This is a genomic window from Paractinoplanes ovalisporus (assembly GCF_016834655.1).
Lineage (GTDB): Bacteria > Actinomycetota > Actinomycetes > Mycobacteriales > Micromonosporaceae > Actinoplanes > Actinoplanes ovalisporus.
Genome location: NZ_JAENHP010000017.1, coordinates 45855 through 58924, shown reverse-complemented (window position 1 = coordinate 58924; position 13070 = coordinate 45855). Strand labels below are relative to the sequence as shown.

9 protein-coding genes and 1 pseudogene are annotated in these 13070 nt (G+C 69.7%); 3 read left to right on the top strand and 7 right to left on the bottom strand.

Annotated features, from left to right (window positions below; translation table 11 throughout):
- Nucleotides 1-380: 380 nt before the first annotated feature.
- The 5 genes from JIG36_RS36160 to JIG36_RS36140 form a co-directional block, all read right to left on the bottom strand.
- Nucleotides 381-1484, bottom strand: a complete 1104-nt coding sequence (locus JIG36_RS36160; RefSeq protein ID WP_236048947.1) for a glycoside hydrolase family 53 protein — start codon at nucleotides 1482-1484, stop codon at nucleotides 381-383.
- A gap of 174 nt (nucleotides 1485-1658) precedes the next feature.
- Nucleotides 1659-2693 (bottom strand): LacI family DNA-binding transcriptional regulator, encoded by a 1035-nt coding sequence (locus tag JIG36_RS36155; protein ID WP_307873050.1) that lies wholly within the window; start codon nucleotides 2691-2693, stop codon nucleotides 1659-1661.
- A gap of 20 nt (nucleotides 2694-2713) precedes the next feature.
- The gene (locus JIG36_RS36150) at nucleotides 2714-3604 is read right to left on the bottom strand and encodes a carbohydrate ABC transporter permease (RefSeq protein ID WP_203380936.1); all 891 of its coding nucleotides are present in this window, start codon (nucleotides 3602-3604) and stop codon (nucleotides 2714-2716) included.
- A gap of 2 nt (nucleotides 3605-3606) precedes the next feature.
- The gene (locus tag JIG36_RS36145; protein WP_203380935.1) at nucleotides 3607-4503 is read right to left on the bottom strand and encodes a carbohydrate ABC transporter permease; all 897 of its coding nucleotides are present in this window, start codon (nucleotides 4501-4503) and stop codon (nucleotides 3607-3609) included.
- On the bottom strand, nucleotides 4500-5807 hold the full coding sequence (locus JIG36_RS36140) for an ABC transporter substrate-binding protein (RefSeq protein ID WP_203380934.1): 1308 nt from the start codon (nucleotides 5805-5807) through the stop codon (nucleotides 4500-4502). The genes JIG36_RS36145 and JIG36_RS36140 overlap by 4 nt, the downstream gene beginning before the upstream one ends.
- A gap of 253 nt (nucleotides 5808-6060) precedes the next feature.
- On the opposite strand from JIG36_RS36140, the gene galT reads away from it, so the two are divergent.
- From galT to JIG36_RS54395, 3 genes and pseudogenes are all read left to right on the top strand, one after another.
- Nucleotides 6061-9321, top strand: coding sequence for a galactose-1-phosphate uridylyltransferase (gene galT, locus JIG36_RS54400; RefSeq protein WP_203380933.1), 3261 nt, complete (start codon nucleotides 6061-6063; stop codon nucleotides 9319-9321).
- 232 nt (nucleotides 9322-9553) lie between these two features.
- The gene (locus JIG36_RS36130) at nucleotides 9554-10105 is read left to right on the top strand and encodes an EF-hand domain-containing protein (protein ID WP_203380932.1); all 552 of its coding nucleotides are present in this window, start codon (nucleotides 9554-9556) and stop codon (nucleotides 10103-10105) included.
- Between the two features lie 117 nt (nucleotides 10106-10222).
- Nucleotides 10223-10861, top strand: a pseudogene (locus tag JIG36_RS54395) (phosphatase PAP2 family protein); the annotation flags it as partial.
- A gap of 42 nt (nucleotides 10862-10903) precedes the next feature.
- On the opposite strand, the gene JIG36_RS36120 reads toward JIG36_RS54395, so the two are convergent.
- The gene (locus tag JIG36_RS36120; protein WP_203380931.1) at nucleotides 10904-11587 is read right to left on the bottom strand and encodes a response regulator; all 684 of its coding nucleotides are present in this window, start codon (nucleotides 11585-11587) and stop codon (nucleotides 10904-10906) included.
- Between the two features lie 7 nt (nucleotides 11588-11594).
- Nucleotides 11595-12977: a sensor histidine kinase gene (locus JIG36_RS36115; protein ID WP_203380930.1), complete on the bottom strand. Its 1383-nt coding sequence runs from the start codon at nucleotides 12975-12977 to the stop codon at nucleotides 11595-11597.
- Between the last annotated feature and the right edge of the window lie 93 nt (nucleotides 12978-13070).

Sequence of the window (13070 nt, the reverse complement as noted above, 5' to 3'; positions counted from 1 at the left end):
AGCCCGCGTTCCCGAGCCTCGGCCACCATCGCCGCTGCCGCAGCCTGCTCAGGCGACAGCGCGCGCCCTTTCGGGGCGGGTTCTTACGCGGACTTTAGATTTCTGCGGTCATTACTCACAGTGCCCATCCCGCCGGATCGAAATCCAGCGAATCGGGCCAGAAGTACCGTTCGTGGAACAGTCTTGGTGGTAGGCGCGGCCAGAGTGGGGCAGTGCTGTGGTGGGGGACAGGCCCGGGGCTGGGGTCGTTGCGGCTGAGACGGGGAAGGGGCGGGTGAGTCGGCCAGGGTGGGGTGGAGCCTGATCAGCGGGCCACAAAGGAGGGCGGGTCCAGCGTGAGGGCACGCACGCTAGACCCGCGCTAGGGAAAGGGGAAGGGGTTAGGGGGTCCAGCGGATGTTCGGGTTCACGCGGCCCGTCCAATCAAAGACGGCCATGTTGTCCCAGCCATCCCCCGTACCGTTGATGTTTGCCGGGTCCCAGCCGTTGCCCTTGATGGCATACCAGGTCGGCTCCCAATAGAAGACGCCCACGGCCCCCGCATTGCGGGCCGTATTCTGCACCCACGTGAACTGCTGGGCCTGCCCCGCCCACGTGGCTGGGATGTTGTCGCAGAGGACCGTCCCCGGGATCGAATTGGGCTCACTGTCGGCGTCGGCCGTTGTGAACTGGTACGCCGTCTCCGCGATCACCACCGGCTTGCCGTAGCGGGTGCGGGCGTCGGTGATGACGTTGTAGAGGTTGGCCAGCGTGCCGTGCCACATGCAGTAGTAGGAAAGCGCGGTCACATCCCACGGCACCCCCTGCGACTTGATCCCGTCGTAGAACCAGCGCATGTTGGCCATGCTGTCGGCGTCGGCCACGTGGATCCAGACCTGGGTGGCGCTGTTGCAGGCCTTCACCGCGTTGTAGCCCTGCTTCAACAGCGAGGCCAGCGGCGCGAAGTTGTTGTTGACGACCTGACCACGGGGCCACAGCATGCCCACGTTGATCTCGTTGCCGACCTGGACGCTGTCGGGCGTGGTGCCTTGAGCTTTGAGGGCGGTGCAGACGTCGTACGTGTAGTTGTAGACGTCGGTACCGAGCTGGCTGATCGAGTGTGACGACCACGCCGCGGGCGTGAACTGCTTGCCGGGGTCGGCCCACGTGTCGGAGTAGTGGAAGTCGATCAGCAGCTTCAGACCCTTGGCCTTGATCGCCTTGGCCTGCTGCAGGACCTTGGCCTTGTTGTTGTAGCCACTGGCCGGGTTGTTCCAGATGCGCAGCCGGGCGTAGTTGACGCCGGCCGACTTGAGGATGTCGTAGGGGTCGGCCTGGCCTCCGGAGGCGTTGTAGTACTTGCCGCCGAGGTCGAGCGTGCGCTGCAGCGACGACACGTCGGCGCCGCGCATGGTCAGCGTGTTGGCGGCGTGGGCGGGGGTGGCTGCCGCGGCGAGGGCCAGAACGGTGGCGATCACAGCGGCGGCGACACGGGACGGTTTCAAAGCGCGCTCCTTCACGGACGAAGGGGGACGAAACCGGCGTCGGTGGAGACGCCGATCTGGAGCCGTGGAGCGGTGCCCGGGCGGGGAAAGCCCAAGCGGTGCCCGGGCGGGGAAAGCCCAAGCGGTGGAGCGGTGCCCGAACGGGAAGCCCAGGCGGGCCGGAGCGGGGAAGGCTCAGGCCGGGGAGGACGCGCGCACGACCAGGGTCGTGGGCACGGTGATGGAGAGAGGGGTCCGACCGGCGATCACATCGGTGAGCAGGCGGACCATTTCCTCGCTGACCCGGTCCAGGGGATGGCGGACCGTCGTCAGCGGGGGCTCGGTGGTGGCGGCCAGCCCGGAGTCGTCGAAGCCGACCACCCGGACCTCGCCGGGGACGTCGCGGCCGGCCTCGCGCAGCACCCGCAGGGCGCCGGCGGCCATGGCGTCGGACGCGGCGAACACCGCGTCGAGGTCGGGGGACTGGTCGAGCAGCGTCCGCATCGCCGCCGCGCCCGACTCGCGGCTCCAGTCGCCGTGCACGATGCGCCCGGGTTCGATGGTCAGACCGTGGGCGATCAGCGCGTCGTGGTAACCCTGCAAGCGGTCGACGCCGCCGGCCGTGTCCTGCGGGCCGGTGATCGTGGCGATCCGCTGGCAGCCGGCCGCGATCAGGTGCTCGACCGCCGAACGGCCGCCGTTGCGGTCGTCGGCCATCACCGAGCTGATCACCTGTTCGTAGCCGAGGACCCGGCCGCACGCCACGATCGGCACTTCGGCCCGCACGAGCTGGCTGAGCAGCGGGTCACCGGAGTGCGGGGACACCAGCAACACGCCGTCGACGTGGCCACCGGAGAGGTAGGCGACCGTACGGGTGCGCTCCTCGGGGGTCGAGGCGATCATCAGAATCAGCGTCAGCTCACGGTCGGACAGCGCCTGGGCCACCCCGCGCAGCAGCACGGAGAAGTTCGGGTCTTCGAACAGCAGGTGCTGCGGCTCGGTGAGCAGGAAGGCGATCGACCCCGACTTGCCGGTGGCGAGCGAGCGGGCGTGCGGGTTCGCCGTGTATCCCGTACGGGAAATGGCCTCGCGGACGCTGCGGACGGCCTCGGGACTCACCCACTCGCGGCCGTTGAGGACGCGGGAGACGGTGGCGTAGGAGACCCCGGCCTCGCGCGCGACGTCGCGGATGGTGGGCCGCTTGCGCCCAGGTCCGGACGGGGTTGGCACGGTGGGGATCATAGCTGTCATCAGGCTTTCACCGCGCCCGCGCCGAGGTCGACCCGCCAATAGCGCTGCAGGGTCAGGAACAACACGACGAGCGGGATGATCGACAGGAACGCGCCGGTGACGACCGAGGTGTACATGGCGGGCTGGGTGGCGCCCTGGTTGAGCAGTCCGCTGAGCCCGACCGTGACCGGGAACAGCTTGTCGTCGCCGAGCATGATGAACGGCAGCATGTAGTTGTTCCAGATCGCCACGAACTGGAACAGGAACACGGTCACCAGGCCCGAGCGCATCATCGGCAGCGCGACCCGGACGAAGGCGCGCCAGTCGTTCGCGCCGTCCATCCGGGCCGCCTCCAGGACCTCGTTGGGCACGGTGGCAGCGGCGAAGATCCGGCACAGATAGATCCCGTACGGGGAAATGAAGCTCGGCAGGAGCACGGCCCAGTAGGTGTTGGTCATCCCCACCTTGGCCAGCAGCAGGTATTGCGGCACGGCCAGGATCACCGCCGGAACCAGCACGCCCGCCAGCACCAGGTTGAAGACGAGCGACTTGCCGCGGAACGTGTACTTGGCCAGGGCGAAGCCGGCCATCGCGCTGACCAGCGTCGACACCGCGGCGCCGCCCCCGGCGAAGACGGCCGAGTTGACCATCCAGCGCCAGTAGAGCCCGTCGCGATAGCTGCTCAGGAACGCGATGTTGTCGAACAGGTGGGTGCTGGGCATGAACGTGAACGTGTTGAACAGCTCGCTCGCGCTCTTGGTCGAGGCGACGAGGACCCAGAGGACCGGCAGGAGGCAGTACGCGGCCCCGAGCAGCAACAGCACGGTGGCGGTGGGGCTGGTCCGTCGGAAGGCCGCGGGTTTCGGAGCCGGCCGGGCGGCGACCGGAACCGGCGCGATGTCAACCGCCATGATCAGTTCTCCTGACTGAAGGCCCGCGAGCCCACGAGCTTGAGGAACCCGTAGGAGATGACGAACGTGGCGGCCGCGATGATCACCGAGGTGGCCGCCGCGGAGTAGATGTCGTTGCGCACGAACGCGTCCCGGTAGACCTTCATCAGCGGGGTCCAGGTGGTCGAGATGGTGTTGCTGAGCGGCCGCAGCGTCATCGGTTCGGCGAAGACCTGCAGCGTGGCGATGAGCGAGAACAGGAACGTCATGACCAGCGACGGCCCGATCACCGGGATCTTGATGCGCAGCGCGATCTGGATGTCCGAGGCGCCGTCGATGCGGGCCGCCTCGAACAGGTCGGTCGGGATGGCCCGCAGCGCGGTGTAGAGCACGATCATGTTGAAGCCGGTGCCGCCCCAGACCGCGATGTTGGCGACCGCGTAGAGCACCCAGGAGGAACTGAGCGCGTCCGGCGCCGTGATGCCGACGCGGTCCAGCACGTCGACGATCGGGCTCACCCGCGGCAGGTAGAGAAAGCCCCACAGGAGCGAGGCGATCACGGCCGGGACGGCGTACGGAAGGAAGATCGAGGTTCTCGCGAACGTGCCCACCCGGGTCCGTCCGGCGTCGAGCAGCAGGGCCATGACCAGCGCCAGGCCGAGCATGACGGGAACCACGATCAGCCCGTACGCCCCCACGCGCAGCACACTGGGCACGAACTCGGGGTCGGTCAGCGACCGGGCGTAGTTGCCGAGCCCGGCCCACACCTCGGTGCGGGCGCCCGCACCGAGGCCGAGGCCGCTGACCTTGACCCGGCGCAGGCTCAGATAGCCGGCGTAGACGATCGGTGCCGCCAGGAACGCCGCGAACAGCACCAGCGCCGGGGCGAGGAAGGCGTACGGCGCCCCTTTGGTTTTCATCCGGCGACGGTGAATCCGGCGTTCTTCAGGTCACCGACGGTGGCCTGCTGGATGGTGTCGAGCGCGGCGCCGAAGTCGGCCGCCTTCTTGCCCTCGGCCGCCTTGCCGAACGCGTCGTTGTACGAGCTGTAGGCCACGTTGACGTTGGGGCCGTAGGTGAACGGCTTGGTGATCTTCCCGGCCTCGGCGGCGATCGTGTAGAAGTCGGGCTGGTTGCTGAAGAAGGCCGGCGGCTGGGTCAGCGCGACGCTGGTGGCGTCGTTGGCGGCCGGATAGACGTTGGCCGTGCCGGCGAGGGCCTTGACCGCGGCCGGGTCGGTGTTGAGCCACTTCACGAACTCGGCCGCCTGGGCCTTGTGCTTGCTCTGCGAGGTGACGCTGGTGGCCGAGCCGCCCCAGTTGCCGTTGGCCGGGGCCGCGGCGTCCCAGTTGGGCAGCAGCGCGGTCTTCCACTTGCCCTTGGTCGAGGCCGCGTTGCCCTCCAGCACGCCCGGGCCCCAGACCGCACCGAGCCAGCCGACCTGGGTGCCGTCGTTGAGGGCGGCGTTCCACTCGGGCGTGTACATCGGCTTGTTGTCGATCACGCCCTCCTGCACCAGGCCACCCCAGTAGTCGGCGACCTTCTTCGTGGTGGCGTCGTTGATCGCGACCGTCCACGACTCGCCCTGCACGCCCCACCACGAGGCGCCCGCCTGCTGCGAGAGGCCCGCGAACCAGCCCGGGTCGTTGGAGGAGAACGTGCCCAGGTACTGCTTCGGGTTCTTCTGGTGGATCGTGCGGGCGGCCGCCGCGTACTCGTCCCAGGTCTTCGGCACCTGCACGCCGGCCTTGTCGAAGACGTCGGACCGGTAGAAGAACATCATCGGGCCCGAGTCCTGCGGCACGCCGTAGAGGGCCTCGCCGCCCAGGGTGACCGCGTTCCAGGCCGACTCGGGGAACTTCGCCTTGAGGTCGCCCGCCTCCTTGGCGATGTCGGCCACGGCGTCGGCCGCCACCAGGGTCGGGATCTTCTGGTATTCGGCCTGCATGACGTCGGGGGCGCCGCTGCCGGCCTTGATCGCGGTGAGCAGCTTGGCCACGGCCGGGTCGCCGCCGTCCTGCTTGTTGACGGTCACCTGGATGTTCGGGTGCGAGGCGTTCCAGCCCTCGACGACCTTGTCCATGTTCGGCGCCCAGCTCCAGTAGGTGAGCGCGACCTTCTCGTCGGGGTTGGCGGCGGGGGTGTCGTCGGAGTCGTCGGAACTGCACGCGGCGGTCGTCAAAATCAGCGCCGCGGCGAACACCGAGGCGAGCGTCTTCTTCATCGGTACTCCTCGATCGATGGGGCCGCGGAGGCGCGCGACCTGGTCGCTGCCGGAAGAGACGTGCGTCACCGAACAGGACCTGTGACCGGTTACAGTGATGGTCCTTTTCATGATTGTCAAGGCCTTGCGTCGGGGCGGTTAAGCCGATGTATCGTGCGGGCTCAGGAGCCTGTGACCGGTTACAGGTATTGAGGGAGGCCCCGTGCTGTCAGTCGCACATCGTCCGTGGTCCGAGCCGCCGCGGCGGCCGCGGATGAGCAACGACGAGGACGTACGGCCGGGGGTTGCCCTGACCAGCCGGTCGGTGCTGAAGAGCGGCGTCCCGGTCATCCCGGTCTCGGGCGAGCTGCACTACAGCCGGGTGCCCCGCGACCGCTGGGCCGAGCGGCTGCGCCAGATGCGCGCGGGCGGCGTCACGGTCGTCGCCAGCTACGTGTTCTGGCTGCATCACGTGCCGCGCCGCGGCCAGCCCCGCTTCGACGGCAACCTCGACGTGGCCGCCTTCCTCGACGAGGTGCGCAACGCCGGGCTCGACATGGTGCTGCGGATCGGCCCGTGGTGCCACGGCGAGAGCCGCAACGGCGGTTTCCCCGACTGGGTGCAGCGGGCGCCGGTCGCGCACCGCACCGACGACCCGGCCTATCTGGAGCTGGTCGAGGAGTGGTTCGGGCAGCTGGCCGCGCACACCGGCGGCGCCGAGCTGCTCGGTGTGCAGCTCGAGAACGAGCTCTACGACCAGCCCGGCCACCTGGTCACGCTCAAGCGGCTGGCCCGCGCGGCCGGCATCACGGCCCCGCTGTGGACGGCGACCGCGTGGGGCGGCGCCGACCTGCCCGAGGGTGAGGTGCTGCCGCTCTACGGCGGTTACGGCGACGGGTTCTGGGTGGACGCCGGCGCACCCTGGGACCCGACGTTCCGCGACCACTACTTCTTCTCGCACGTCTGGGACGACCCGGGCATCGGCGCCGACCTGCGGCGCATGCACGAGGCGAAACTGAGCACACCCCAGCCGCGTACGCCGTCGCCGCTGTTCCCGCCGGCCACCTGCGAGCTCGGCGGCGGCATGGCGACCGCCTACCACCGGCGGCCCTGGCCCGGCGCGCTCGACGTGGCGACGATCGCGCACTGCAAGATCGGCAACGGATCGGCCTGGCAGGGCTATTACATGTACGCCGGAGGGACGAACCCGGCGCTGCCCGGCGGCGCCCAGGAATCGCACGCCACGGGTTACCCGAACGACCTGCCGCCCCTGGGATACGACTTCCACGCGCCGATCGGGGAAAGCGGGGTCCTCACCGCCAGCCACGCCGAACTGCGGCGGCAGCACGCCTTTCTGGCTGCCTTCGGAGACCGGCTCGCGGAAATGCCGTCAACCCTTCCCGCCGTACGGCCTCAGGGCGTGGAAGATTCGACCACGATGCGCTTCGCGTTGCGCGGCGACGGGGAGAGTGGATTTCTCTTCCTCGCTTGGCACCAGCCGCATTTCCCGTTGCCGCCGTACGCCCGGGCCCAGTTCCGGGTCGACCTCGGAAACCACGAACTGACGCTGCCCTCGTCCCCGGTCGACATCCCGGCCGGAACGATTGCCTGCTGGCCCCTGCGGCTGAGGCTCGGCGGCGGGCTCCTGGACTGGGCCACCGCCTCGGCGCTGACGGTGCTGCCCGGCGACGTGCCGACCCTGGTGCTCGTCGCGGCCGAGGGCGTCGACGTGACGTACTCGGCCGACGGGGTCGTCGCGGCCGCTTCCCCGGGCCTTTCCCCGGTGCGGCTCGGCGCTTTCGACCTGCTCGTTCTGCCCGCCTCGGAGGCGGCCGCGGTCTGGGTCGACGAGGACGGCCCGCGGCGGCGCCTGCTGCTTTCCGGAGACGAATTGCGGTGGGGCGCGGACGGCCGGGTCGACGTTCTCACGACCGGCACGCCGTCGGTGCGGTTCTACGATCCGGTGGCCGGGGATTTCACGGACCTCCCGCTCGACGGCGAGGTTTCCGGGTTCACCACCGAGGCGGCCCGGGAATGCGTTCGCCCGGCGGCGGCGACCGTTCCGGTGGCGTACGGGAAATACGACGGCCGGCAGTCGGCGCCCGGCCCGGAAACGTTCGACGAGCTGGCCGCCGTTCACCGCCTGACCGTTCCGCCGCTGACCGAGGGAATCGACGCCGTTCTGCGTATCGAATGGGCGGGCGACGTCGGGCAGCTGCGCGTGGACGGGCGCCCGGTCACCGACCGGTTCTGGGACGGCTCGGCCTGGACCGTGAACCTGCGCGACATCGGCTGGCGGCCCGGCGCCGAGCTGACCCTGCACCTGCTGCCGCTGGCCGCGGGGTCGACCGTGTCGCTGCCGCACGAGGCCCGCGAACGTCTGCTCGCCGCCGACGGGCAGCAGCTGCTCGAGGTCGGCGCGGTGCGGGTGATCGGGCGGGCGACCTGGCGCGAGCGCGGGCACCGGGTGCGCAGGACGGTGCGGCACATGGCGGACGGGCGCGAGATCATCTACTACGACGACACCTGGCCGTTCGTACCGCGCAAGGCCGTTGACCCTCGGCCGCTGCCGGTGGGCGGGGCGCAGCCGGAGATGCGGCTCGACCCGCTGACCGGGGAGTGGATCGCGATCGCGGCGCACCGCAACGACCGGACCTTCCGGCCCACGGCCGACCCGTTGGCGCCGACGGTCCCGGGCGGCGTCCCGACCGAGGTGGCCGAGGCCGCGTACGACGTGGTGGTCTTCGAGAACCGCTTCCCCGCGTTCTCGCCCCGGGCGACGGGCACGCTCGAGCTGATCGACGGGGACCCGCTGTGGCCCGTCCGGCCGGCCTCCGGGCGTACGGAAGTGGTCTGCTTCTCGTCCTCTCTGGAGGGCTCGTTCGGCACCCTGTCGCCGTCGCGCGCGCGGACCGTCATCGACGCCTGGGCCGACCGTACGGTGGCGCTGTCGGCTCTTCCCGGCGTGGAGCACGTGTTCGCGTTCGAGAACCGGGGACGCGAGATCGGGGTGACGCTGCCGCACCCGCACGGGCAGATCTACGCGTTCCCGTTCGTGCCGCCCAAGATGGCGCGGATGCTGTCACGGGCGGCCGCCCACCCCGGCCGGCTGTTCGCCGACATCCTCGCGGCCGAGCGACGCGCCCGGACCCGGGTCGTGGCGTCGACCGAGCACTGGACCGCGTACGTGCCGGCGGCCGCGCGCTGGCCGGTCGAGGTGCACCTGGCGCCGCACCGCGACGTGCCCGACCTGCCCGCGCTGACCGACGACGAGCGTGACGACCTGGCCGTGATCTATCTCGACGTGCTGGGGCGGCTCGACCGCTACTACGACGAGCCGCTGCCTTATATTTCCGGGGTCTTCCAGGCGCCCGTCCGGCAGGGGCGCGACCTGTTCCGGCTGCACCTGCAGGTGTTCTCGGTGCTGCGCGCGCCCGGCAAGCTCAAATATCTGGCCGGGGTCGAGTCGGCGATGGCGTCCTGGGTCAGCGACACGACCCCGGAGCGGGTGGCCGAGCGGCTGCGTGCGCTCTGAGGGCGCGTCGCGCCGCAGCTCTTTGTGCGGGCCGATCAGGAACGCCCGGTCGCCGGGCGGGGCGGGTTCAGCCGGGCGCCGGCGGGAGCCCTCGCCGGCGCCCGGGCCCCTGCAATGTCCCACCGTAGATACATGATGGTCAATAAGTTGGCTGCGCAGGTTTGTTGCAGCAGCCGTCGCCCTCTCCCTCGGATAGGTTGGTGCCAAGCTACGTATATGGGGGCGAAGGCATATGACCGACAGCGCTGATGATCCGATCGCCGTCAAGCTGGGGCATCTCTTCGGGGCGAGCGACACCGACCGCGACGGATTCGTCGACTGGAGCGACTATGAGCGCCTGATCAGTCGCTACCTCGACGGGTACGGCATCGCGGCCGAGGACAGCCGTGCGCATGCGTTGTGGGCTGCCTATCAGACGTACTGGTCGGAACTGCTGCGCCAGGTGGACGGCGTCGATCGGCTGTCCAAAGAGCAGTTCGTGGCGGCGAACAAGGCGGCGGGCGCCGACCGGAGCGGGTTCACCATGGCCGAGCTGGTCCCGCAAGCGATCTTCGACGTGATGGACACCGACGCCGACGACACCATCAGCAAGCCGGAGTACAAGGTGTTCCTGGAGGCGTGGGGAGTGTCGGACCTCGAGGCGCTGAACGTGTTCCTGGAACTGGACACCGACGACGACGGCCGGATCAGCCGCAGCGAATTCGTCGGTGCCATCCGGGATTTCTTCACCTCACCCGAGCTCGACTCGCCCGCCAGCCTCTTCTTCGGCCACATCGAACGGTAGATCGCCGGGCTCCCGGGGAAGGGGGACGCAGGTCGGTCAACCCTGACGATCGTCGGGGGTGCGGGATTGTCGTTCGAGTCGGGTTTCCCGTTGTTTCCGCTTCTACGGTCGGCCCCCATGAAACGAGAAACACGAGCAACCCGCGGGACTGGTCGATTGCTGGCTGCTGTTGGCGTTCTGGGAGCGGGGGCGGCGTCAGTCGCCTGGCTTTCCCCGGACGGGTGGGGTCGGGCCGGGGTGGTGCAGGTTACCGGCGGTGTTTCGGTGTCCGGCTACCGAGCGGTCATCGGGGCGGTAGGCGACATGCCGTCGTGGTTCGGGCCGGCGCTGGAGGTTACTACCGACGGAACGCTGGTGTTCCTCGGCCTGCTGCTGACTGGGATGTGGTGGATGGCGATGCGCCGCGAGGACCTACGAGGGGTTGCCGGGGCGGGGCTCACCGGCGTCGGCACCGTGGTGGCTTACGTCGTCAGCGAAGCGCTCAAGCTGGTCGTTGATGAGGAACGGCCGTGTCGCGTGTTGCGTACGGGGATCGAGCTGACCGCCGATTGTCCTGAGAGCGGGGATTGGTCGTTCCCGAGCAACCACGCCACCTTGGCCGCGGGGCTGGCCGTTGGGCTGGCGGTGCTGTGGCCGCGCCTTGCCGCGTTGACGCTACCGGTGGCCGGGGCGGCCGCGTTGCTGCGGGTGCTTGTGGGAGTTCACTACCCGCACGATGTCCTGGCCGGTGCGACGCTCGGCGGGGCGGTGGTGGCGGCTGCAATTCTGGCGTTCCTGCTTCCAGCTCAGCGGGCGGTGTCAATACTGCTGCGGAGGCGGTGGAGCAGCGACCCCCGCTTCGTGGGCGACCACCGCGGCCGCGGCCCGATTCTCCACACCGAGTCTGGCCAGGATGGAACTCACGTGCGCCTTGACCGTTCCTTCGACCACGTGCAGCCGTCGGGCGATCTGCCCGTTGGACAGTCCGCTGCCGAGGAACACCAGCACCTCCCGTTCCCGGGGGCTGAGACCGTCGACCCGGTTCCGGGCGCTGGAGCGGCGCGTGGCCTCGGTGCCCGCGCCCGTCGCGGCGAGGTGGGCTACGACGCGGGCCGCGACTGCCGGTGACAGGTAGGCGGCGCCGTCGGCCACCGCGCGGACGCCCCTGATCAGTTCCTCGGGCTCGCCCGACTTGATCAGGAAGCCGGCCGCACCACCGCCAAGCGCCCGCAGGATGTAGTCGTCCTCCCCGAACGTCGTCAAAATGATCACCTGCGTGGCCGGCACGGTTCTGCGGAGCTCCGCCATCGCCTCGATGCCGTTCATGCCGGGCATCCGAATGTCGAGGACAGCCACCGCAGGCCGGTGCCGCCGCGCCAGCTCGACGGCGTGCCGGCCGTCGCCGGCCTCACCGATCACCTCGATGTCCGCATCAGTGGTGAGAACCGCGCGTAGTCCGGCCCGGATCATCGGCTCGTCGTCGGCAATCAGTACGCGAATCATCGGCAGCTCACGAGATGAGCGAGTCGCGGGACACCAGCACGTCGTCGCGGAAGCAAAGCCGGTAGGCGTCTCCGGACCGGTCGTCGAAGCGATCGGCCGTCATCGCGTAGTACTCGCACGTCAGACCCTTGTCGATCGGCTCGGCGGCCGCCGGCGGGTTGCGCGCCTGCCGATGTGGCAGGACACTCTCCAATTCGGATCGATCCTGCCCGATGCGCAGACGGGCGTAGTCGCCCGGGTGCAGGACCGCCCGTGCCGCGGACAGTGTCTCCCAGCCCGCCAGAGCCCCGCTCAGCAATCCCCCGGTCAACAGCGGCACCATCACCGCTATGCCCAAGGACCGCCCCGCCCTCCGCCGGACGCGGCGATGCTCCTGCGGCAACGGCCGGTCGGCCCGAGAGGCCACCGGGGGTGGCACCGTGGTCCGCGGGATCCGCGCCGTGACGGCGAAACCTCCGTGGTGCGGACCGTACTCGAATGTGCCGCCGACCAGCCGCATCCGTTCGGCCAGGCCGACCAGACCACGCCCGCCGCCGGGCCGGGCCGGCCCTCGGGCCGGTGACGGGCCGTTCTCCACCACGATCGTCATCTCGGTCGCCGTGTACGTCACGGAAATGGTCGCCGTCGCCCCGGGCGCGTGCTTGGCCACATTGGTCAATGCCTCCTGCGCGACCCGGCGCATGGCTCGCTCGGCCATCGTCGGCCGATCGCTCGCCTCCCCTTCGATGGTCAGCTTCACCGCCAGCCCCGATGCGGAAGCCGAAGCCGTCAGCGTTTCGAGATCCGGGCCGTCGACGTCCATGGGGGCGCTGTCCGCCTGCTCACGCAGAACCCCGATCACCTCGCCGAGGCGTTCCACCGCGGCTCCGGCCCGGACCCTGAGGTCGGCGGCGGCCTGGCGATGCTGCTCCTCCAGGCCGGGCGCCAGTTTCAACGCGCCTGCGGACAACGCGATCAGGCTCAGGTCGTGACCGAGCAGGTCATGCATGTCCTGGGCGATCCGCGCCCGTTCCTGCAACCGAGCTTGCTCAGCGACCAGCCGCTGTTCACGCTGCGCCTGCTCGGCCCGTTCCCAGCCGGCCCGAACCAGATCCTGATATTGGCGCCAGAATCGCCCTGCGAACCACGGCGACATCGCGCCGGCCACGAACAGGATCAGGAAACGGCTCGCCAGCGGCAACCAGCCGGGCACGACTGAGAACACCACCACACCGGCCGAGAGCACCGCCACCAGCGCGAGCACCGTCGGACCGGTCCGCCCCGGGCGGCGTCCGGCCAGGAACGCGGTGACCACTGCCGGCAACAACCACCACCCACTCACCAGGCCCAGACCGGCGAACACGACCGCGAACCCGGTCAGCAAAAGCCCTGGGTCAACGGCCCGTCCCATGGCAGCCGCTCCAGCGATCGTTGCGCGCTTCACCCAGGCGACCGTACTGGCCGAAGGCACAACGCGACACTGTCGAAAGACAAATCAGCGTAC

Bases quoted from the DNA above. Each gene is read 5' to 3' on its own strand.
- JIG36_RS36120 (WP_203380931.1), bottom strand. From the start codon at position 11,587: ATGATTCGCGTACTGATTGCCGACGACGAGCCGATGATCCGGGCCGGA.
- JIG36_RS36115 (WP_203380930.1), bottom strand. From the start codon at position 12,977: ATGGGACGGGCCGTTGACCCAGGGCTTTTGCTGACCGGGTTCGCGGTC.
- JIG36_RS36140 (WP_203380934.1), bottom strand. From the start codon at position 5,807: ATGAAGAAGACGCTCGCCTCGGTGTTCGCCGCGGCGCTGATTTTGACG.
- JIG36_RS36145 (WP_203380935.1), bottom strand. From the start codon at position 4,503: ATGAAAACCAAAGGGGCGCCGTACGCCTTCCTCGCCCCGGCGCTGGTG.
- JIG36_RS36130 (WP_203380932.1), top strand. From the start codon at position 9,554: ATGACCGACAGCGCTGATGATCCGATCGCCGTCAAGCTGGGGCATCTC.
- galT (WP_203380933.1), top strand. From the start codon at position 6,061: ATGAGCAACGACGAGGACGTACGGCCGGGGGTTGCCCTGACCAGCCGG.
- JIG36_RS36150 (WP_203380936.1), bottom strand. From the start codon at position 3,604: ATGGCGGTTGACATCGCGCCGGTTCCGGTCGCCGCCCGGCCGGCTCCG.